The following is a 20593-nucleotide window of genomic DNA, read 5'->3' as shown; positions in this document are numbered from 1 at the left end:
TGGCTGACATGCGGGAACCAGCGCGAGGAGGAGCGATGACCACCAGCAGGCTGGCCGGGTTGCGGGACCGTACGGTCGAGGAGCGGCGCCAGCTCGTCGCGGAGAACGCCGGCGTCGAGCTGGCGTACCTCGACGTGCTGGAGCCCGTGTCCGGTCTGCGGGTGGAGCAGGCCGATCACCTCATCGAGAACGTCATCGGCGTGATGGGCCTGCCGGTCGGTGTGGCCACCAACTTCACGGTCAACGGCCGCGACGTACTCGTGCCGATGGCCACCGAGGAGGCGTCGGTGGTCGCGGCGGCCAGCAACGCCGCCCGTATCGCCCGCGTGCGCGGAGGCTTCACCACCTCGAGCACCGCACCGCTGATGCAGGCCCAGGTGCAGGTGCTCGACGTCGTCGACCCGGAGGCCGCTCGCGCCCGGCTGCTGGAGGCCGCGGACGAGATCCTCCGGCTGGCCAACGACCAGGACCCGGTGCTGACCGGGCTCGGCGGCGGCGCGCGTGAGCTGCTGGTCCGACTGGTCCGCTCCCCGGTGCAGACGTACGTGGTCGCGCACCTGGTGGTCGACGTCCGGGACGCGATGGGGGCGAACGCGGTGAACACGATGGCGGAGGCCGTCGCCGCCCGCGTCGGTGAGGTCGCCGGCGGACGACCGCTGCTGCGCATCCTCACCAACAAGGCCGACCTTCGCGTCACCCGGGCCCGTGCCGTCTTCGACGCCAAGAGCCTCGGCGGCGCCGAGGTCGTCGACAACCTCGTACACGCCGCCGCGCTGGCCGAGGCCGACCCCTACCGGGCCGCCACGCACAACAAGGGCATCATGAACGGCGTCACCGCGGTCGTGCTCGCCACCGGCAACGACACCCGCGCGGTGGAGGCCGGCGCGCACTCGCACGCCGTCGGCCCGGACGGCCGGTACACCTCGCTGTCGCACTACGAGAAGGACGCCGACGGCAACCTCGTCGGCGTCCTCGAACTGCCGATGCCGGTCGGTCTCGTCGGCGGCGCCACCAAGGCCCACCCGGTGGCGCGGGCCGTCCTGGCCATCCTCGGCGTCACCACCGCCCAGCAGCTGGCCGACGTCGTCGTCGCCACCGGGCTGGCGCAGAACCTCGCCGCGATGCGGGCCCTCGCCACCGAGGGCATCCAGCGCGGCCACATGTCGCTGCACGCCCGCAACATCGCGGTGACCGCCGGTGCGAGCGGCGACGAGGTCGACAAGGTCGTCGCGCGGCTGATCAGCGACCGCGCCATTCGCAGCGAGCACGCCGAGAGGGTCCTCGCCGAGCTGCGCGGGGCTCGGTGACCCGGCCGCCGGCTCCGCCAAGCACCGTTCCCGAAGGAGAGACATGACTCTGTACGTGGGTATCGACGTCGGCGGGACCTTCACGGACGCTGTCGCCGTCATCGACGGCCGTGCCGTGCGTGGCAAGGCCTTCTCGACCAAGGACGTCACCAGCGGGATCCTCGCCGCCCTGGGCGTTCTCCAGGAGCGCCTCGGCATGCCGGAGCGGGCCTTCTTCACCGCCGTCGACCGGCTGGTGCTGGGCAACACGATCGTCACCAACGCCGTCGACGAGCAGAAGTACGCACCCGTGGGGCTGCTGACCACGCAGGGCTTCCGCGACACCCTGCGGATCGCCCGCTCGGCGCGTACCGACGAGCGCGATCCGCACGCTATGGCGCCGGCGCCCGAGATCGTCGCCCGCCGCCGGATCGTCGAGGTGCCCGAACGGGTCGACGCACGCGGGAACGTCCTGGTGCCGCTGGCCGAGGCGGGCATTGCCGCGGCCGTGGACGCGGTGTTCGCCGCGGGCGCCGAGTCGCTCGCCGTCTGCCTGCTGTGGTCCTTCCGCAACCCGGCCCACGAGCGGGCGATCGCCCGATACCTTGATGCCCACCACCCCGGCGTGCCCTACACGCTGTCCAGCGAGCTGACACCGGTCTACCGCGAGTACGAGCGCATGGTCACCACCGCGCTGGATGCCGCCGTGAAGCCGCTGGTCGCCGAACACTTCGACCACCTCGCCAAGGAGCTGGCCGCGCGTGGCCTGCGGCAGCGGATACAGATCATGCAGGTCCACGGCGGTTTCCTGTCCGTCGAGGAGACCGGCAAGGCGCCGATCGCCATGTTCAACTCCGGGCCGGTCGGCGGCGTCACCGGCGCGCGGTTGCTCGGCCAGCAGCTGGGCCGGCGCAGCGTCCTCACCGCCGACATGGGCGGCACCAGCCTCGACGCGGCAGCCATCATCGACGGCCAGCTGCGGGTCCTTCCGCGCGCGCAGATCGGCGGGCTGCAGACCAGCCTCACCGCCGTGGACATCGAGACGATCGGCGCCGGCGGCGGCAGCGTTGCCTGGGTCGACGGCCGCGGGGTCATGCGCGTGGGCCCGCACTCTGCCGGCAGCACACCCGGGCCGGCCTGCTACGGGAAGGGCGGCGACCGCCCGGCCGTCACCGACGCGGCGCTCGTCCTGGGCCTGATCAACGCCGGCTACTACCTCGGCGGGTCGGTGCCGCTCTACCCGGAGAAGGCCCGGGAGGCCCTGCGCGCCGAGGTCGCCGGACCGCTCGGCCTGACCGAGGAGGAGGCGGCCGCGGGCATCTACCGGCTGACCGCGTCGCAGATGGCCAACGCCCTGCGCAAGGTCACGGTCAACCGCGGTCACGACCCGCGAGAGTTCACGCTCGTCGGGTTCGGCGGCGCCTGCGGCCTGTTCGCGGCGGCCATCGCGGCCGAGACGGGGGTGAGCGAGATCGTGCTGCCGCGCAACGCGGCGGTCTTCTCCGCCTTCGGGCTGATGCACGCCGACTCGGTCTTCTCCGCCGTCCAGACCTCGCCGTGGACCTTCGACCAACCGGCCGAACGGCTGGAAGAGTCGTTCCAGGCATTGGAGGAACGCACCCGGTCGTGGTTCGAGTCCGAGGGCATCCCGCACGAGCGGCGCGAGCTCTACCGGGAGGCGGACATGAAGTTCGCCGGCCAGATCTTCGAGGTCACCACCCGGCTCTCCGGTGACAGCTTCGGCGAGGACGACAAGGACGACCTTCGGCGCCGCTTCATCGCCGACTACGAGGCGGAGTTCGGTTCCGGCACAGCCTGGACCGAGGCGGAGATCCTCCTGGTCAACAGCCGGGTTCGCGGCATCGGCCGGACCGACTCGCAGCACATCCTGGATGACGCCGACGTCGAGGAACACCGTGTCGACACCAGGCGGATCGTGGACCCGGCCACCGCGGAGCCGCTGACCGTGGAGGTACACCGTGGATTCCGCGCGGTCGGCAAGGCGAAGGGTCCCTGCCTGCTCGAAGAGCCCGACACGACCGTCTTCGTTCCCGCCCGAGCGACCGTCGAGGTGGTCGACGGCGGTCACTTCCTCATCCGCCTCGACAACGCCTGACCGCCCGAAGGAGAGATCATGGCATCGACCAGCATTCCCACCGGATACGACCCGGTGACCCTCGAGGTCGTGCGCATGCGCCTCGACTCCATCGTCGAGGAGATGGGGATCGCCATGATCCGGTCCTCCGGATCACCGGTCATCACCGAGGCCGGAGACCTCAACACCGCCCTCTTCGACGCCGAGGGCCGGATCTGGTCGTACTCCGACTACGTCCAGTTCCACATCGGTTCCGGCAGCGTGGCCGTCCAGAACCTGATCAAAGCCGTCGCGGGGGAGCCGCTGCACCCCGGCGACGCCTTCATCAGCAACGACCCGCACACCGCCGGTGCCAGCCACCCACCGGACACCAACGTCATCTCCCCGATCTTCTACGGCGACGAGCTGATCGGCTGGGCCCAGTCCCAGGCCCACCTCGTCGACGTCGGCGGCATGACGCCCGGCGGGTTCGCGCCGTCGGCACTGGACTGCTACGCCGAGGCGCTGCGCCTGCCCCCCGGTGTGAAGATCTTCGACCGGGGCCAGCCCGTGGAGTCGGTGCGCCGGCTGCTGCTCAACAACGTGCGCGTGCCGGTCCTGTACTGGAACGACGTGCGCAGCCTGGTCGCCAGCAACAACACCGGGATCAAGCGGCTGCTGGCCACGGTGGAGGAGTTCGGCCTCGACCGGTTCCGGGAGTACACCCGGCTGAGCTTCGAGCTGGCCGAGCAGGTGGTGCGCGAACGCATCCGGCGGCTGCCCGACGGCGTCTACACCGACGACGAGTGGACCGAACACAACGGGCACGACGACGACCTGTTCCGCGTCCACTGCACGATGACGAAGCGGGACGACCACATCACCCTCGACTTCCGCGGCTCCAGCCCGCAGACCGGCGGCTTCGTCAACTGCAGCTACGGCGCGCTGGTCGGCAGCATCGCCACCGCCGTCGTGCCGATCATCGCCTGGGACGTCCCCTTCAACGAAGGCGTGATGACCGCCTTCGAGGTCTTGGTCGACGACGACTCGATCGTCAACCCGTCCCCGCCGGCCCCGATCAGCAACGGCCACCTCACGACCGGAGCGCGGGTCAGCCGCCTGGTGACCAAGCTGTTCAACCAGGCGTGCCAGCACAGCGGCGACCCGCGGATGCGCCAGCGCGGCCAGGGCGTCTGGGCCGACAGCTGGACCGGCGGCATCTCGGCCGGCAACACCGACTCCGGCGACTTCTTCGTGCTGTTCAACATGGACGGTGGCGGCATCGGCGCCGGTGCCCAGCCGGAGCGGGACGGCCTCGACTGCGCCGGCATGATGACCCAGGTCAACAACGCCCTGCCGGACGTCGAGATGAACGAGATGCTCTACCCGGTGCTCTACCTCTGGAAGCGCCTCAACCTGGCCAGCCCCGGACACGGCGCGTTCCGGGGCGGGTTGGGTCTCGACTTCGCCTGGACCTTGCACGGCGCCGAAACCGTCACCCAGACGGTCTTCGCCCCGAGCGCCCAGGTGCCGCCGGACGGATTCGGCGGCGGGCTGCCCGCCGGCGGCTCCGGGCACGAGATCTGGCGGGAGACCAACGTCGCCCAACTGCTGGACCAGGCCGTCGTGCCAAGCCCCGGGGACATCAGGTCGGCAAGCCAGGAACTGCTGGCGATCAACCAGTCGGGCGTGACGGTCCGGGCCGGCGACGTCTTCGTCCAGTGGATCGCCGGCGGCGGCGGATACGGCGATCCACTCCTGCGCGACCCCGCCCGCGTCGCCGCCGACCTCGACGACGCCTACATCACCGCCGCGGTGGCCCGGGACGTCTACGGGGTGGTCATCGTCGACGGCGAGGTCGACCAGGAGCACACCGCCGCCCGCCGGGCCGAACTGCGAGCGGACCGGCTCGGCGGCGTCCAGCCGAGCGTGCCCATCCGCCCGGAAGCGATCGGCACCTCGGCGTCGGCGCCGCGCCGTGACACCGATGGGTGGTGGTACTGCCCGGCCAGCGGATCGCGCATCAGCGAGGCGGAAGACTGGCGTACCGACGCGGTCAAGCGGACGACCGGCGCAGCCGCGCGGCTGGCCGAGCTCGGCGTCCGGGTCCGCGACCGGCGCGCCGCTCCCGCCGTCCTGATCGACGAATACTATGGCCCCACCTGCGGAACCTTGCTCGAGACGCGGATCCGCGTCGCCGCCGAGCAGCCACCGCCGTCCGCAGAAGGAGTACTCGCATGACATCCCCGCTCGCCGGCCTGGACAGCCTGCTGGCCGGACGGAACGCGCCGGGCGCGCTCGCGGGCGTCGTCGTCCTCGACATCTCCCGCGTGGTCGCCGGCCCCTTCTGCTCCCAGATCCTGGCCGACCTCGGCGCCACCGTCGTCAAGATCGAACACCCCAAGGACCCGGACTACGCCCGCGGCTTCCCCCCGTTCTTCGGCGGCGACGAGCACAGCGGCTTCAGCGCGTTCTTCGCCCAGTTCAACCGCAACAAGCTCGGGCTCACGCTCGACCTGTCCCAGGAGTCGGGCAAGGAGGTGCTGCGCAAGCTGGTCACGCGGGCGCACGTCCTGGTCGAGAACTTCCGCCCCGGCACGATGGACAAGCTCGGCGTTGGCGCGGCGGCACTACACAAGATCAACCCGGCGCTCGTCTACACGGCGCTGTCCGGGTTCGGGCAGACCGGGCCGTACCGGCGCAGGCCGGCCTACGACAACTCCGCGCAGGCCACCGGCGGCCTGTGGTCCATGAACGGCTACCCCGACCGGCCACCGATCCGGGTCGGGACCATCATCGGCGATCTCGCCGCGACCATGTACGGCGTCATCGGTACGCTCGCGGCGCTCCGCCACGCGGAGGCGACCGGGCAAGGGCAGCTCGTCGATGTCTCGCAGCAGGACTCCGTGCTGAGCCTCACCGAGAACGCCGTCGTCTCGTACACCGTGGAGGGCAGGGTGCCGGCGCCGCTGGGCAACGAGCACCCGTTCGTCAAGCCCTACGAGCTGTACGCGTGCAAGGACGGCTTCGTCTTCTTCGGCGGCTACACCGACAAGTTCTGGCGCCTGACCTGCGAAATGTTCGGGCAGCCGGAGGTGGCCGACGATCCCGAGGCCGACACCATGGCGAAGCGGTTCAAGCCCGACGTCTACGAACGGAAGATCAAGCCCCAGCTGCTGGCCTGGTTCGCAGACCGGACCAAGGCCGAGCTGGAGGCGCTCGCCGGCGACCAGGTCCCGCTGTCGGCGATCAAGACCATGGACGAGGTCGTAAACGACCCGCAGATCGCCGCTCGCGACATGATCGTCGACGTCGAGTACCCCGACTTCGGTCCGCTGCGGATGTTCGGGCAACCGATCAAGCTGGGCCTCACCCCCACCCAGCCCCGGGGCCTCGCACCGCGCGTCGGCGAGCACACCGACGTGCTGCTCCGGGCGCTGGCCGACCTGACCGACGAGTCCATCGCCGAACTCCGCGTGGCCGGAGTCGTCTGAATGACCATCACCCTCGAACGTCAGGATGCGGTCGCGGTCGTCACCATCGACCGGCCGGAGAAGCTCAACTCCCTCACCCTGGCGATGTACCGGCAGCTGGGCGAGGCCCTGATCGAGGTCCACGCCGACCCCGCGATCGCCGTCGCGGTGCTGACCGGGCGCGGCGAACGGGCGTTCTGCGTCGGCGCCGACCTGACCGAGTCGATCCCGGCACTGGCCGAGGGACGCTTCGACATCTCGGAGTGGGACGACGCCCACCAGAAGCATGTGCGGCAGCGCAAACCGGTCATCGCCGCGGTCAACGGCCTCTGCCTCGGCGGCGGGTTCGAGATCATGCTCTCGACCGACATCCGCATTGCCAGCGCGACCGCCGAGTTCGGGCTGCCCGAGGTCGGCATCGGGGTCGTTCCTGCCGGCGGCACGCTGGTCCGGTTGACCCGCCAGATCCCGTACGCCTGGGCGATGCAGCTGATGCTCGGCGGCGACCGCGTCGGCGCGGAGACGGCCCTGCGGTTCGGCCTGCTCAACGACGTCGTCGCCCCGGACGCGCTGCTCGACACGGCGATGACATGGGCGGCGCGGCTGGCGCGAAACAGCGGCACGGCGATGGCCGTCGTCAAGGAAGCCGTCCAGTACCTGTCCGACCTCCCCAGCGACCAGGCGTTCCGATACGAGGCCCTGCTGGGGCAGAAGGCGTTCACCTCCGCCGACGCGCGCGAAGGCATGGCGGCCTTCTACGCCGGCCGCCGCCCGAACTTTCCGTCCCGTACACCTGCGGGTCCAGGCTCGTCATGAACCTGCCCAGCGTGGTCGCGGAGCCCGGCATGCCCGATGCCGTCCGCATCTACGAGGTCGGCCCGCGCGACGGGCTGCAGGCCGAGAAGCGCCTCGTCGCCACCGATGTGAAGACCGAGTTCATCCGGCGCCTGCTGGCGGCGGGCCTGCGGACCATCGAGCTGACCAGCTTCGTCTCACCGCGATGGGTACCGCAGCTGGCCGACGCCGCGGATGTCGTCGCCGGCGTCGACCTGGACGCGGCCCGGCACCCGGTCCTCGTGCCCAACGAGCGAGGGCTCGACCGTGCCCTGGCCAGCAATGTCCGAGAGATCGGCGTCTTCGCCAGCGCCACCGAATCCTTCGCCAGAAACAACCTCAACCGCTCGGTCGACGAAGCGCTAACCATGTTCGAGCCGGTCGTGCGCCGCGCCCGCGACGCGGGCCTCGCGGTCCGGGCCTACATCTCGATGTGCTTCGGCGACCCCTGGGAGGGACCGGTCGCGCCGGCCGAGGTCGTCCACGTCGCCGAACGGCTCATCGACATGGGCGCGACGAGCCTGTCCCTCGGCGACACGATCGGCGTCGGCACTCCCGGCCACGTGCTCGCGCTCGTCGAACACCTGGAAACGGCGGGCATCCCGCGTGGCGTCCTAGCCATGCACTTCCACGACACCTACGGCCAGGCGTTGGCCAACGTGCACGCCGCGCTGACCGCGGGGATAACGGAGTTCGACGCCTCGGCCGGCGGCATCGGCGGCTGCCCCTACGCGAAGAGCGCCACCGGTAACCTCGCCACCGAAGACCTGGTCTGGATGCTCACCGGCCTGGGATACCACACCGGCGTCAACCTTGAGCAACTCGTCCAGGCCAGCGTCTGGATGGCAAACCACCTGGGACGGCCGAGTCCTTCCCGCGTGGTGCGCGCCATGGCCCCGACCGACGACCGAGGCCAGGCCTGACGCCCACCGACCACGGCTAGCGCTGTGTTTCCGCATGGCCACCAGCCTCCGCTTGGACGCTCGGCCTGGAGACGAATCGGGCAGGATCTGAGAGGGCAGCAGGTGGGAGATCGGCCACCGAACCGGCCATCGCTCTGCGCCCGCCAGGTGGCGGGACTCGGTAGTCTCGGCCCGTGCAGATGCAGCTCGGCCAGGGCGATGACTCTACCGGGGTCATCCGTACCGAACCTGTGCTGGTTTCTCGATCGACGATCGTGACGATGGTTGAGGCCGGCGACTGGGCGGTGGAGCTTCCGCAGCCTCTCGTCCTGCACGGTGGCGAGTGCGTCTGGGTCGAGGGCGCGGTGGTGCGCGTCCGGCAGCCGGACGGAAAGGTGATCTCCTACCAGGGAGATGGCGTCTGGCTCTGCCGGTAGCCGTCTCCTCTGCGGCGCGATACGGCATGGACAGTTCCGGCCACGCCGCGAGCGTATCCACCAAGGCCGGTTCAGCCTCACTGCTCCGCCGCAAGTCGAGAGCGAGTGCGGTGATGGTGCGTTGATAGGTGGACGTCGCTAACCCGTGGCTGGCGCGACGGCCCGGTCCACGGTGAGCTGACCAGTACCGAATTACCTGAGCGCCGACACGCGGGAAGTCTTCGATTGGCTGAGCGACCGCCTGCTGTACGGCGTGGGTCCGCCGTAGGGTCCGGGATGGTCGGCCAGCCGCTGACCGTTTCATTCGTATCCGAACAGTGGTCCATCCGTGGCTGCTCGGTTTGTGCCGCTAGGCCTCCAGCGGGCCGGAGCGGCGGGCCGCAGACCGTGCGCGCCGAGCACCGAGCCGCTCGACACTGCCACGCTCGTCGGGCGGATGCTCGTGCACATGCTGGGCGTGTTCGCCGAGTTCGAACGCGGCGTGATCGTCGACCGGGTCGTCAGCGGCATGGAGAAGAAGGCATCCAGGGGCCAATGGGCGTGCAGGTGACCAAGCGGCTGCCGGGCTGCGTCCGGTGCTGCTCCAGCTCGGCTCTTCGGCGAGGCCGCGCGGCACAGCGGTTCGGTTTCTGAGCCGCAACTGATCGCGGGCCGACATATCGTGCACGGTGTCGGCCCCTGGCTATCGGTCGCGGGGGCTCACGCCGTGTAGGAGGGTCTCGACAACGCGGCCGGCGAGGATGTCGGGGTCGGTCTGTTCGCCGTCGCCGTGCAGTGCCTCGCCGATCAGGGCGTAGTACACCCGTCGGGTCCATTCCAAATCGGCGCCGGCCGCCAGCAGGCCGAGGTCGCGGGCGCGGGCGAACAGTTCGAGGCAGCGGCGCGCGATGTCCTGCTGGCCCTCGGCGGCCGCCGAGCCGGCCTTGGCGGGCAGGTCGAGCGCGAACCGCCAGCTGATCTTGGTGCGCAGTACCCGGGCGGTGATCTCGTGGAGCGCGACCAGTGGGGGCGCGGTCTCCGGCCGTCCCTGGTCGATGGCGGCGCGCAGGTGGGCTACGGCGGCGTCGGCCAGCGCGTCGATGAGTGCCTGCCGGCTGGCGAACCGCCGGTGGATCGTCGTGCGGGCGACCCCGGCCGCCTCGGCGACCTGCTCCATCGAGGCTGCGGGGTTGGTGGAGAGCACCCGTTCGGCCGCTTCCAGGATGGCGCGCATGCTCCGCTCGGCATCCGCGCGCAGCGGCCGCCCCGCCTGCGGCGCGGCGTCCGCTCTCGATTCTCCGATCACGACCAAACGGTACGCCGCTGTGGCGCACACCAAGGTATCCGCTACACCACTGTTGCAGTTTCATCTGGAAAGGCTACGATCGTGTAGCGCAAACGTATCGTGATACATCGGAAAAGGGGAGCCCCTCATGACCGCCCTCATCACCGGAGCGTCGAGCGGCCTCGGCGCCGAGTTCGCCCGCCAGCTCGCCGCGCGTGGAGACGACCTCGTCCTGGTCGCCCGCTCCGCCGACCGCCTTGACGCCCTCGCCGCCCAGCTGCGCCAAGCCCACGGCGTCCGGGTCGACGTGTTCGCCCGGGACCTTTCCGAGCCGCGGGCCCCGGACCGGATCGTGGCCGACCTGGCCGGTATCGGGATCGCGATCGACCTGCTGGTCAATAGCGCCGGCTTCGGCACCGCCGGGCGCTTCGAGGAGATCCCCGCCGGGCGGGACACCGCCCAGCTCATGGTCAACGTGGTGTCGCTGGTCGGACTCACCCGCGCGTTGGTGCCGGCCATGCTGGCCCGGGGCGGCGGCGGGGTGATCAACGTAGGATCGACGGCCGGGTTCCAGCCGTCGCCGTACTTCGCCACCTACGCGGCGGGCAAGACGTTCGTGCTCAACTTCAGCCTCGCGCTGCGCGGCGAGTACCGTGGTCGTGGCCTGCGGGTGCTGGCCCTGTGTCCCGGGCCGACCCGGACGGCGTTCTTCGACACGGCGGGGGAGCGGGCCGCGATCGGCGGGCGGATGATGCCGGCGGACGTGGTCGTGCGCAAGGCGTTGCGCGCCTTCGACCGGGACAAGGCCTATGTCGTGCCCGGCCTGGGCAACGCGGCCAGCGCCCACCTCACGCCGCGCCGCCCGCGCCGTCTGGTCACCGCGATCGCCAAGCGGGTCACCCGAGGGGTGCTGGAACCAGCCTGAGCCGGGACCGCGGGGCACCAAGCGCCGGCCGTGGCGATCACCCGCCGCTGGCCGGTGCTCACGAGGCCCTGCGGACCGCGTCGACGCCGTCGACCACCTCGGGGCGGGCGACCAACCCGGGGATGCTCACGCCGCGGTGCACCGCCTCGTGCGCTGCGCGCAGGTCGCCGTGGCCGCCGGTCTGCGAGATGACCGAGCGGGAGGGGAGGATCGCCGGACCCCGCAACAGTCCACTCTGGACAGCGTGGGCGTACGCGCGGCGATGGCCGAGCACGCGTCAAGGCGACTCGGGGGCCACCAAGGATGTACTGCCTGCCGCCTTCACCGGCTACGTCCCGACCACCCTGCGAACCGCGCTGACCTTACTCGGACGCCTCACCGCCGCCTGCCGTATCGGTTGTGGCCGTGGCTCGCGGCGGTGAATCGGACCTGGGGCTGCGTTTGCGAGGGGCCGCCGAGCGTGGCGGCTGGGCCCGCATATGGTCGCGGACGCGGGTCATGATGTCGCCGAGATGGTGCAGGTCGTCGTCGGACATGGGTTCGAGTAGGAGGCGGCGTACCACTTTGATGTGCCCGGGCAGGATGCGGTTGACGAGGGCCAGGCCCTTCTCGCTGATGGTGACGAGGGTGGCGCGTTCGTCCTCGGGGTTCGGGCCGCGGGTGATGAGGCCGGCCCTTTCCAGTAGGCCGGCCTGGTAGGTCAGGCCGCTGCGGCTGTAGACGACGCCATCGGCGAGCTGCGTCATGGTCAGCCGGCCGTTCGCGGCAGCGAGGCTGGTGAGGATCTGAAACTGCACGGAGCTGAGGTCACCTTCGGCGCGCAGCTGCTGTTCCACCTGGTGCTGGAGCAGGCTGACGGCTTCCATGAGCGTGAAGTAGGCGCCGAGCTGCTGAGGATTGGGCGCTTCGTCACCGATATCGAGCAGGGGACCAGTCACCTCACGCATCGTATCCGCTTCGAATCCGAAGCATTGTGGTGATGCTCACCCGGGGCCGGGGGTGTGCTTCGAAATCGAAGCAGTTACCGTCTCGGTAGTGCTTCGACTTCGAAGCAACAGAGGTGAGGGGGCATAGTGAAAGCAGTGCGCTACCACTCGTACGGCGGCAGTGACGTCCTGGTGTCCGAGGAGGTGGACCGGCCGGCGGCCGGTGCCGGGCAGGTGGTGCTGCGGGTGGCTGGCACGTCGTTCAATATGTTGGACGTCGCGATCCGCGCGGGCATCCTGCGGCAGACGCTCTCGCTGACCTTTCCGCACATACCCAACTGCGACGTGGCCGGCGTCGTCACCGAGGTCGGCGACGGCCCGATCGGGTGGGCCGTCGGAGACGCGGTGGTGGGGTTCCTGCCGGCGGCCGCGGACGGTGCTGCCGCCGAGTACGTAGCCGCACCCGCAGACGTGCTGGCTGTCGCTCCCCGCACGGTCGGGCTGGCTGACGCGGCGGCACTGCCGCTGGTAGGGCTGACCGCGTGGCAGGCGCTGTTCGAGCACGCCGACCTGAAGTCGGGCCAGCGCATCCTGATCAACGGCGCGGGTGGCGGGGTCGGCGGGTACGCCACTCAGCTCGCCAAGCGTGCTGGCGCCGACGTCACCGCGACCGTCAGCCCGCGCAGCCGCGACCGCGTCCGTTTCCGCGGCGCGGACCGGATCGTCGACTACACCAGCACGCCGCTGCCGGAGGCGCTGGCCGGGCAGCGGTTCGACGTGGTACTCCACCTGGTCCGCGACAGCCCGGAGCAGGCCGCGCGGCTGGTGGACCTGGTCGCTGACGGCGGCGTCCTGGTCAGCACCACCACACCGGGCCCGGACGACGCCGGGCGGGGTGTGCGAACGCGGCACGTCCTCGTGCGCAACGATGCCGCCCAGCTCGCCGAGCTCGTCGCCCGGGTCGACGCCGGCGACCTGACGATCGATGTGGCCGAGCGGCGGCCGCTGGCCGACCTGGCGGCCGTCCATGACCGGGCCGTCGCCGGAGAGCTTCCGGGCAAGACCATCCTATTTCCCTGACCGCCGGCCGCGGGACAGCTCGGCCGGGCGCCGGCGCGGAAACGTCTGCGGCGGCCCGACCTGCGTCAGCGGCTCGCGGATGCGCTGGGCGGCGCGGTCGCGTGGAAGGCGTCGATGTAGCCGACCTCGCGGGCCACCTCCCGCACCGGCACGCCGGCGGCGAGGCGGGGGAGGGAGGCGTTCTCGACGAGGTCGACCGGATCTACGACGACGCCGGCCTCGGCTGGTAGGACGCTACCGGGGGCGGTACAGGTTGACCGGCGCGGTCGGCGCGCAACCCCAGAGCGTGTTGCTGCCCGCCCGGAAGACGCAGGCGTCGATCTTGACGCGGGTGATGCCGCCCCGGTAGGCGCTGCCGTCGAGGGTGAAGCCGTACCCCCGGCGGCCGTTGTTGACGCTGCGGGTCTGGCGGTCGACGCGCTTCGTACCGCCCCACGCCTCGAAGATGACCTGGCTGTAGTAGTTGGCGTTGAGGTGGTCGTCGACGGTGCCGTTGACCTGCACCGATCGGTTGAGCCAGGTGATCTGCCCCCAGCCGGAGCCGAGGCCGACACTCGTCGCGCTGCCCACGTAGCCGGTGTCGAAGGAGCGGGTGGCGGCGTGTGCCGGGCCGGCCCCGGCCACCAGGGCCGCCACCGCCGTGCCGGTGACGACCGCCATCCTGCCAAGTGCCTTGCGTGTGGGCATTCGCGCTGACTCCTTCTGTCTCATGTGTACGTGCGGCGAATGATCAGCGTACGGTCCGATTTGTAGCGAGGCTGTCGGGTGAACAACCGACACGGGCGGAGTCAGTCGAGCCGGCACCACGACCGGCTCGGGCTCCGGCGGCGGCGCGACCCGGCCGCGCGGCATGAGGTCGACCGCCCGAGCGCCGGCCGATCCCGGGGAACGCGGGTCGGGGATGCCGGCCCGATCGTCCCCGCCGGGCGCGTTCAGGGGTGGGCGGGGAGGCGCTGGTGGCGGCCGGCCGGGTCGGGGAAGGAGCCGTCGCCGAAGAGTACGCGGGACGCGGCGGCCCGGCCCGGCGGTGTGCGGAGCAGGCCGCAGGCGACGCTGGCCGCGGCGGGCACCCGCACCAGGGAGTACGCGCGGCGCAGCAGGAGCCGGCCGCGGAAGCGGGCCCGGAGCGCGGCGCCGTCGTACCGGCCGAGCGTCGCGGGGTCGCCGGTGCGGAGGTAGTCGCCGGTGACCGCGGCGGCCAGCTCTGACATGCGCAGGCTCGGGTCGAGCCCGCCGGCCGTCAGCGGCGACACCGCGCCGGCCGCGTCGCCGACGAGGAGCCCCTGCGGGCAGGCCAGCCGGCGGAGCACGCCGCCGACCGGGATCACCCCGCCGCGGCGGCGCACCGGACCCGCCGGCACCGGCAGGTCCGGAAACCGGGCGGCGAACGCGCGCAGCAGCCGGGGGAGCGGGCCGGCGAGGTGCTCCGGGTCTCCGGCGAGGCCGACGTGGGCGTGGCGGCCGTCGTCGACGACCCAGGCGAGGTATCCGGGCGCCAGGCGCGGGTCCAGTACACAGTGGAACGTCGGCGGTGCGCCGGAGCCCGCTACCGGGTACACGTCTTCGATGCCGACGATGAAGGCGCGGTTGACGTCGAGCCCGAGGCGCCGGGCGACCGTCGACCGCGCGCCGTCGGCGCCGACGGTGAAGCGGGCGGCGAGACCGGTCACCGGGTAGGGCACGCCGAGCCGGATCCGGGCGCCGGCCCGCCGGGCGCGGGACAGCGCCTCGGCGTAAACGCCCGGCATGTCGGCGACCCGGAACTCGTCGCGGGAGCTGACCAGCTCGACCGGGGAGCGCAGCGACGGCGGGTGGAGCAGGACGCGGCGCACCGGCGGGCCGAGGTGCGGCTCCAGCAGCGCGAAGTCGTCCAGGGTACGGCGGACGAAGATGCCGGTCGTGCGGATGCCGGTCGCCAGGCTGCCGCGCCGCTCGCAGACAACGACGTCGAACCCCTGCCGGGCGAGCAGGTACGCGGTGTGGAGGCCGGCGAGACCCGCGCCGACGACGAGCACGTCCACGGTCTCCATGCGCCGACCGTATCGGCGCCGGTACCGCGGCATCGCCGTGCACACGACATCTCCACCAGACCTCCACGTCCCGTTCGCGGGCGGCAGCTCTGGCCAGGGGGTCGGCGGGATGGCGTTGCGGGTTTCCGCGCTGGCGCGGTCGTCTGCGGTGTCGCCTTGGGCATCCGCGCGTCCGCACCCGCTCTGCGGGCCGCCGGCCGGCCGGTGCCTCACTCCACGATGACGGCCATCTCGGTGACGTGGAACGCGTTGCAGGGGTTGTGTTCCTCGGGGCAGTTGGAGAGTCCGACGTACAGGTCGGCCAGGATTTCGAGGGTGATTTTGTCGCCCGGCCTGGTGGTCGGTTCGACGATTTCCATGCGGCCGTCCGGGTGATGCAGGATGTTCATGAACAGCGAGATGCACTGGTCGGGATTGATCTTCGTGACGTCCAGGCCCAGCTCGCGCCAGTCGCCTTCGAGGTTGTCCAGGCAGCCCCAGGTCTCCAGTACGCCGTAGCGGATCGCGTTGGAGTATTGGGTGCAGTATCCGCCGGTCATGTTGTGGATGCCGTTGTCGTCGTGGACGACCCGCATCATCGGCCTGCACCGGTCACTGTAGATGGTGTATCCCTCTTTGAGGTCCCACTTGCCGGAGCTGACCCGGGTGAACATGGCGGAGAGCCGCTCGTCCGGATCCTCGACCATGGCCGCGATGAAGTCCATCACCTGCTGTCCCTTGATGTCGACGATCGTCAGCCGCTGGCCGGCTCGCATCTTCAGTGCCAGGCGGCCCTTCGGGTCGAGGACCGTGGTGCCCGGGGCGGCCCAGTCGGTCGTCAGGTCGGTCATCGCGTGGTCTCCTCAGAGCTGGTGCCGTAGCCACCGCCGCCGGGGGTGCGGAGCAGGATGCGGGAGCCGGGCCGCAGGGCGGTACGGCCTTTCGGGTCGGCCACGTCGACGCCGTCGATGAGGAGCCGTCCCGGGGCGCCGTCGGCCCCGCCGGCGAGGCCGGGTGCGGGATGGTCGATGCGCTCGGTCAGGAAGATGACGTCCAGCGGGTCGTCGTGCCGGGAGCGGATCACCACTTCCTGGCCTTCGCCGCCGGCCCACCGACCGGCACCGCCCGAACCGCGCACGATCCGTTTGCTTTCCACCAGTACCGGTGTCTGGCTCTCGATGACCTCGACCGGTGTGTTGGACACGTTGCTGGGGGTGCTGAGCGTGGGGTAGCCGGCCTGGCCCCGGGAGGCGCCCTGCCCGCCGTTGAAGCAGAGCAGGGAGGCGAACGGACCGTTCGCGCCCTCCCCGCGCAGGCCGATCACCCAGAACGGGGTTCCGGCGGCCGCGGCCACCCGCTCCGGCAGCGGCCCGAGCAGCGCGCGGGACAGTACCGCCGGGATGGCGTGCGCCGGGAAGTTCGCGCTCACCGCCGCCGCCCTGGTGGGGTTGAGCAGGGAGCCGTGCGGCACCCGGATGGTGATCGGGCGGCGGGCGCCTTCGTTGTTGGGTACGTCCGGGGCGAGCAGGCAGGCGAGCCCATACCGGGTGTAGCCGAGGGTGGGTGAGGCCGAGTTGATCCCGAAGCGGCTCTGCGGCGAGGTGCCGGTGTAGTCGACCACGATCTCGTCGCCGGTCACCTCGACGGTCACCATGATCGTCTTGGGTTCCTCGAAGCCGTCCAGGTCGATCTCGGCCGGGTACCGGCCGTCGGGGATGCGGCTGATCGACTCGCGTACGGCCCGCTCGGTGGCCGCGCAGATGTGCTCCGCCGCCTCGGCCAGGTCCAGGGCGGGGTCGTCGTCGAGCATCTGCGTGAGCCGCCGGACGCCGAGGGCGTTCGCCGCGACGAGCGCGTCCACGTCGCCGAGGACCTGGATCGGAACCCGGACGTTACGGGCCAGGATCGTGCGGATCGGCTGGTTCGGTACGCCCCGCTCGACCAGCTTCACCGGTGGCAGGCAGAAGCCTTCCTCGTAGAGGTCCTGGGCGAAGGCGCCCTCGGAGGCGCCGCCGATGTCGGACAGGTGGCAGATGCTGGCGACGTACGCGATGATCCTGCCGTCCCGGAAGACCGGTGTCACCGCGGTGAGATCGGGCAGGTGCGTGTTGCCGAACCATGGGTCGTTGGTGGCGAGTACGTCCCCGGGGCGCAGGTTTTCGACTCCGATGTGGGCGACCATGGCCGTGGCGGTGTCGGCGACCGTGCCGGTGAAGACCGGCACGGACCGGCCGTACTCGACCAACAGTTGGCCATCCGCGGTCAGCACCGCGCAGGCCAGGTCGTTGGACTCGCGCACCACCGAGCTGAACGCGGTGCGCAGCAGGACCGCGGCCATCTCGTCGGCGACCGAGATCAGGCGTTGCCACACGATCTGCAGGGTGGCGGCATCCCAGGTGGTCATCATTGCTCCTAGAACTCGGCTCGGTCGGACGCGACGGCCGCCGGAAACATCCGTCGCAGCAGCTGGTCGTCGAGCAGGATCTGGTGGGCGATCGCGTCGATCTGCCGGGCGGAGGGTGCCTCGTCGGAGAAGTCCTGCGCGGCGTTGCCGGACTTCAGGTAGACGGGAGCGGCGACCCGGACGATCTCGGGCACGTCGTAGCCGCGCACGAACCCGCCGGTGCTGCGCGGGTTGTCGGTGTGTACGTCGAGGGCGGCCGGGGTGGCGGCCCGGATCGCGGCCAGCATCCGCACGTCCAGGTCCCGCTGCACGTTGACCGAGTCGGCCCCGGCCTCGGCCAGCAGCCGCACGTGGGCCGGGTTCGCCGCGCCCATGTTGGACGACGCCTTGAGTCGCGTACCGGCCGGCAGCAGCCCGCTGGCGCGTAGCCGGGCGAGGACGGTGAGCAGCCCTTCGTCGAAGACGAGGAAGCCGCGGATCCCGAGGTCGCTGGCGTGTGCGACGTCGTCGACGGCCTGGGCGAGCTGGTCGGTGCCGCGCAGCCGGTAGGCGCTGGCCGCGGCGACCACGCCGCTGGCGAGCTTCTGCCCGCCGATGTCGAACAGTCCGCGCGGGCCGACCGCCATCCGCAGTTGCACGCCGAGGCCGGCGCAGGTCTGTACCAGATCGGTGAGCTGTGCGTCCAGGTAGCGCATGGTGCCGACGGTGTTGGTCGCCTGGTGGAGGCGGAGGCCGAAGCCGCCGAGGCGGTCGGCGAGCGCTGCCACCGAGGCGGCGTCCAGGGCGCCGGCGACCTCCCACTTGTACATCCCGCCGTCGGCGAACCGGGCGGTGCTCGCCACCGGGTCGCCCGGGTCGGCGCCGGGGAGGCCGACCCGGGTCAGCCATTGCCGGGCACGGTCGAGCGTCACGACGCCTCCCCGAGGTCGATCTCCACGTGCAGGTTGCCGTCCTCGTCGAGTTCGGCGCGGTCGCCGGGACCGATCACGGCCGTGCTCTCCGGCAGTTGGAAGATGGCTGGGCCGTCGACCGGGACACCCGGCCGCAGCGAGCGCATGCGCAGCACCGGCGCGGTGGTCACGCCGGTCTCCGGGAACCACACCTCGCGGGTGCGCGCTTCGCCGGGCGCGGTGTCCGGCTCGGCGGCGGTGCGGATCAGGTCCGGCCGGGCGAACCGGCCGTAGACCCGTACGCGCCATGTGACGACCTCGGCCGGGGTGCTCTCCTGCGGGCGTACGGCGTAGATCCGCTCGTACTCGGCCGCGAACCGCTCGCGATACCGCTCGGGGCCGTCCGCCTCCTCGATCGGCACCTCGATCTCGAATCCCTGGCCGACGTAGCGCATGTCGACGAACCGTTCCACCCGCTCGACCGGTTCGGCGAGCTCGCCGACGGCTTGCGCCACCAGCGCGTCGAACGTCGCCCGCGCCGCTTCGGCGGACCAGTGGGCCAGCCCGGCGAGCAGGGTGCGGGAGGTCTCCACCATCGGCGCGGCCACGAGCAGGCCGGTGGCCGACAGCACCCCGGCGGCGCTGGGGATGACGACCCGGCGCAGGCCGAGCGTGCGGGCCACCCGGGCGGCGTGCACGGGTGCTGCACCGCCGAAGGCGAGCATGGTGAACGCCCGCGGGTCGTGTCCCCGTTCGGTCGCGTGCACGCGCATCGCGAGCGCCATGTGCTCGTCGACGACGCGTGCCACGCCGGCCGCGGCGGCGAGCGGGTCGTCGCCGAACGCGCGGCCCAGGTGTTCGACCATGGCCCGGCGGGCGGCCTCGACGTCCAGGGGCATCCGGCCGCCGAGGAAGTAGTCCGGGTCGAGGTAGCCCAGCACGATGTCGGCGTCGGTGACCGTGGGCAGCTCACCGCCGAGCCCGTAGCCGGCCGGTCCGGGGCGGGAGCCGGCGCTGTGCGGGCCGACCTTGAGCAGTCCGAGCGGGTCGAGTGCGGCGATCGAGCCGCCGCCGGCGCCGATCTCCAGCATGTCGACGACGGGCATGGTGACCGGCAGGCCGCTTCCCGGCTTGAGCCGGTGCACCCGGCCGACTTCGAATCCATTGTGGATGGTCGGCTCGCCGCCTTCGACGATGCAGATCTTCGCGGTGGTCCCGCCCATGTCGAAGGCGATGAGCCGGTCGAGGCCGAGGCGGCGTCCGAGGTGCGCGGCGCCGATCGCGCCGGCGGCCGGGCCGGACTCCAGCAGCCGCAGCGGGTACTCGCGGGCGCCGGCGGTGGCGATGACACCACCGTTGGACTGCATCAGGGTGAGCGGCTGGTCGATGCCGGCGCGGGTGATGGCCTGCTCTATCTGGGCGAAGTGCTCGCCGGCGACCGGGCGGACGTACGCGTTCGCGAGGGTGGTCACCGTCCGCTCGTACTCGCGGATCACCGGTACCAGGTGGCCGGAGAGCGTCACCGGCACGCCCGGCAGGTGCTCGGCGAGCACCTTGGCGACCATCTCCTCGTGGACCGGGTTGGCGTACGAGTGGAGCAGGCAGACCGCCACCGACTCGATACCTTGTTCAGCCAGGTGGGCCGCGACCTGGGCGACCTCGGCGGTGTCGAGTGGGATGTGCACGGTGCCGTCGGCCAGCAGCCGTTCGGTGACCTCGAAGCGGCTCCGCGGCGGCACGAGCGGGTCGGGCATCCGCAACCGCTGGTCGTACAGGTCGTACCGCCACTCCCGTCCAATGTCGACGGTGTCCGCGAAGCCGCGGGTGGTGATCAGCGCGGTCGCCGCCCCACGCCGTTCGATCAACGCGTTGGTGACCAGCGTGGTCGCGCCGGCGACCGCGCCGTCGATGTCGGCGGGGGCCGCCCCGGCGGCGTCGAGTACCTGCCGGACACCTTGCTCGACGGCGCGGCTGAAGTCGTCGTAGGTGGTCAGGCACTTGCCCAGCCAGGCCCGGCCGGACCGCTCGTCGAGCAGCACCAGATCGGTGAAGGTACCGCCGATGTCGAAGCTCACTCGCATGCGTCAGG

At 71.4% G+C, this 20593-nt stretch carries 20 protein-coding genes; 11 read left to right on the top strand and 9 right to left on the bottom strand.

What is annotated here, in order from left to right:
- Window positions 1-35 precede the first annotated feature (35 nt).
- The 8 genes from RB614_RS36405 (at window position 36) to RB614_RS36370 (ending at window position 9556) form a co-directional block, all read left to right on the top strand.
- Entirely contained in the window at window positions 36-1307 is a 1272-nt protein-coding gene (locus tag RB614_RS36405; protein ID WP_308717249.1) for a hydroxymethylglutaryl-CoA reductase, degradative, read from the top strand.
- 43 nt (window positions 1308-1350) lie between these two features.
- Entirely contained in the window at window positions 1351-3402 is a 2052-nt protein-coding gene (locus RB614_RS36400) for a hydantoinase/oxoprolinase family protein (RefSeq protein ID WP_308717248.1), read from the top strand.
- An 18-nt stretch (window positions 3403-3420) separates the two neighbouring features.
- Window positions 3421-5601 carry a hydantoinase B/oxoprolinase family protein gene (locus RB614_RS36395; protein ID WP_308717247.1) on the top strand — a complete coding sequence of 727 codons (2181 nt, stop codon included), beginning with the start codon at window positions 3421-3423 and terminating at the stop codon, window positions 5599-5601.
- The gene (locus RB614_RS36390) at window positions 5598-6854 is read left to right on the top strand and encodes a CaiB/BaiF CoA transferase family protein (RefSeq protein ID WP_308717246.1); all 1257 of its coding nucleotides are present in this window, start codon (window positions 5598-5600) and stop codon (window positions 6852-6854) included. The genes RB614_RS36395 and RB614_RS36390 overlap by 4 nt, the downstream gene beginning before the upstream one ends.
- On the top strand, window positions 6855-7649 hold the full coding sequence (locus RB614_RS36385) for an enoyl-CoA hydratase/isomerase family protein (RefSeq protein ID WP_308717245.1): 795 nt from the start codon (window positions 6855-6857) through the stop codon (window positions 7647-7649). It begins immediately after the preceding gene.
- Window positions 7646-8590, top strand: coding sequence for a hydroxymethylglutaryl-CoA lyase (locus RB614_RS36380; protein ID WP_308717244.1), 945 nt, complete (start codon window positions 7646-7648; stop codon window positions 8588-8590). Before RB614_RS36385 ends, RB614_RS36380 begins: the two co-directional genes overlap by 4 nt.
- 173 nt (window positions 8591-8763) lie before the next feature.
- A complete protein-coding gene (locus RB614_RS36375) occupies window positions 8764-9006 on the top strand; it encodes a hypothetical protein (protein WP_308717243.1) in 243 nt (80 codons plus the stop codon).
- Window positions 9007-9334: 328 nt separating this feature from the next.
- Entirely contained in the window at window positions 9335-9556 is a 222-nt protein-coding gene (locus tag RB614_RS36370) for a recombinase family protein (RefSeq protein WP_308717242.1), read from the top strand.
- A 132-nt stretch (window positions 9557-9688) separates the two neighbouring features.
- Here the strand turns inward: RB614_RS36370 and RB614_RS36365 are convergent, their stop codons facing one another.
- The gene (locus RB614_RS36365; RefSeq protein ID WP_308717241.1) at window positions 9689-10291 is read right to left on the bottom strand and encodes a TetR/AcrR family transcriptional regulator; all 603 of its coding nucleotides are present in this window, start codon (window positions 10289-10291) and stop codon (window positions 9689-9691) included.
- 127 nt (window positions 10292-10418) lie between these two features.
- Between RB614_RS36365 and RB614_RS36360 the strand changes: the two genes are divergently transcribed.
- On the top strand, window positions 10419-11195 hold the full coding sequence (locus tag RB614_RS36360) for an SDR family NAD(P)-dependent oxidoreductase (RefSeq protein ID WP_308717240.1): 777 nt from the start codon (window positions 10419-10421) through the stop codon (window positions 11193-11195).
- Window positions 11196-11253: 58 nt separating this feature from the next.
- On the opposite strand, the gene RB614_RS36355 is transcribed toward RB614_RS36360, so the two are convergent.
- Both RB614_RS36355 and RB614_RS36350 read right to left on the bottom strand, forming a co-directional pair.
- Window positions 11254-11469: a hypothetical protein gene (locus RB614_RS36355; RefSeq protein WP_308717239.1), complete on the bottom strand. Its 216-nt coding sequence runs from the start codon at window positions 11467-11469 to the stop codon at window positions 11254-11256.
- Window positions 11470-11557: 88 nt separating this feature from the next.
- Window positions 11558-12133, bottom strand: a complete 576-nt coding sequence (locus tag RB614_RS36350) for a MarR family winged helix-turn-helix transcriptional regulator (protein WP_308717238.1) — start codon at window positions 12131-12133, stop codon at window positions 11558-11560.
- Between the two features lie 135 nt (window positions 12134-12268).
- Here RB614_RS36350 and RB614_RS36345 point away from each other — a divergent pair, with 135 nt between their 5' ends.
- Window positions 12269-13201, top strand: coding sequence for an NADP-dependent oxidoreductase (locus RB614_RS36345; RefSeq protein WP_308717237.1), 933 nt, complete (start codon window positions 12269-12271; stop codon window positions 13199-13201).
- 101 nt (window positions 13202-13302) lie between these two features.
- The gene (locus RB614_RS36340; protein ID WP_308717236.1) at window positions 13303-13431 is read left to right on the top strand and encodes a hypothetical protein; all 129 of its coding nucleotides are present in this window, start codon (window positions 13303-13305) and stop codon (window positions 13429-13431) included.
- Window positions 13432-13435: 4 nt separating this feature from the next.
- Here the strand turns inward: RB614_RS36340 and RB614_RS36335 are convergent, their stop codons facing one another.
- The 6 genes from RB614_RS36335 to RB614_RS36310 form a co-directional block, all read right to left on the bottom strand.
- Window positions 13436-13888: a hypothetical protein gene (locus RB614_RS36335; RefSeq protein WP_308717235.1), complete on the bottom strand. Its 453-nt coding sequence runs from the start codon at window positions 13886-13888 to the stop codon at window positions 13436-13438.
- Between the two features lie 245 nt (window positions 13889-14133).
- Complete coding sequence (locus RB614_RS36330) at window positions 14134-15231, bottom strand: FAD-dependent monooxygenase (protein ID WP_308717234.1); 1098 nt, start codon at window positions 15229-15231, stop codon at window positions 14134-14136.
- Between the two features lie 209 nt (window positions 15232-15440).
- A complete protein-coding gene (locus RB614_RS36325) occupies window positions 15441-16061 on the bottom strand; it encodes a DUF1989 domain-containing protein (RefSeq protein ID WP_308717233.1) in 621 nt (206 codons plus the stop codon).
- A complete protein-coding gene (locus RB614_RS36320; protein WP_308717232.1) occupies window positions 16058-17614 on the bottom strand; it encodes a hydantoinase B/oxoprolinase family protein in 1557 nt (518 codons plus the stop codon). The genes RB614_RS36325 and RB614_RS36320 overlap by 4 nt, the downstream gene beginning before the upstream one ends.
- 8 nt (window positions 17615-17622) lie before the next feature.
- A complete protein-coding gene (locus RB614_RS36315; protein WP_308717231.1) occupies window positions 17623-18525 on the bottom strand; it encodes a U32 family peptidase in 903 nt (300 codons plus the stop codon).
- Window positions 18522-20585 carry a hydantoinase/oxoprolinase family protein gene (locus RB614_RS36310; RefSeq protein WP_308717230.1) on the bottom strand — a complete coding sequence of 688 codons (2064 nt, stop codon included), beginning with the start codon at window positions 20583-20585 and terminating at the stop codon, window positions 18522-18524. Before RB614_RS36310 ends, RB614_RS36315 begins: the two co-directional genes overlap by 4 nt.
- Window positions 20586-20593: the final 8 nt, after the last annotated feature.

Origin of the sequence: Phytohabitans maris (assembly GCF_031085175.1) — a bacterium.
GTDB classification, from domain to species: Bacteria; Actinomycetota; Actinomycetes; order Mycobacteriales; family Micromonosporaceae; genus Phytohabitans; species Phytohabitans maris.
Note: the sequence above shows the minus strand (reverse complement) of the source record. Positions and strands in the feature narration are given on the sequence as shown.

Coding starts and splice junctions, on each gene's coding strand:
- RB614_RS36395 (WP_308717247.1), top strand. CDS start 3,421: ATGGCATCGACCAGCATTCCCACCGGATACGACCCGGTGACCCTCGAG.
- RB614_RS36335 (WP_308717235.1), bottom strand. CDS start 13,888: ATGCCCACACGCAAGGCACTTGGCAGGATGGCGGTCGTCACCGGCACG.
- RB614_RS36310 (WP_308717230.1), bottom strand. CDS start 20,585: ATGCGAGTGAGCTTCGACATCGGCGGTACCTTCACCGATCTGGTGCTG.
- RB614_RS36390 (WP_308717246.1), top strand. CDS start 5,598: ATGACATCCCCGCTCGCCGGCCTGGACAGCCTGCTGGCCGGACGGAAC.
- RB614_RS36380 (WP_308717244.1), top strand. CDS start 7,646: ATGAACCTGCCCAGCGTGGTCGCGGAGCCCGGCATGCCCGATGCCGTC.
- RB614_RS36405 (WP_308717249.1), top strand. CDS start 36: ATGACCACCAGCAGGCTGGCCGGGTTGCGGGACCGTACGGTCGAGGAG.
- RB614_RS36385 (WP_308717245.1), top strand. CDS start 6,855: ATGACCATCACCCTCGAACGTCAGGATGCGGTCGCGGTCGTCACCATC.
- RB614_RS36320 (WP_308717232.1), bottom strand. CDS start 17,614: ATGACCACCTGGGATGCCGCCACCCTGCAGATCGTGTGGCAACGCCTG.
- RB614_RS36400 (WP_308717248.1), top strand. CDS start 1,351: ATGACTCTGTACGTGGGTATCGACGTCGGCGGGACCTTCACGGACGCT.
- RB614_RS36325 (WP_308717233.1), bottom strand. CDS start 16,061: ATGACCGACCTGACGACCGACTGGGCCGCCCCGGGCACCACGGTCCTC.
- RB614_RS36360 (WP_308717240.1), top strand. CDS start 10,419: ATGACCGCCCTCATCACCGGAGCGTCGAGCGGCCTCGGCGCCGAGTTC.
- RB614_RS36330 (WP_308717234.1), bottom strand. CDS start 15,231: ATGGAGACCGTGGACGTGCTCGTCGTCGGCGCGGGTCTCGCCGGCCTC.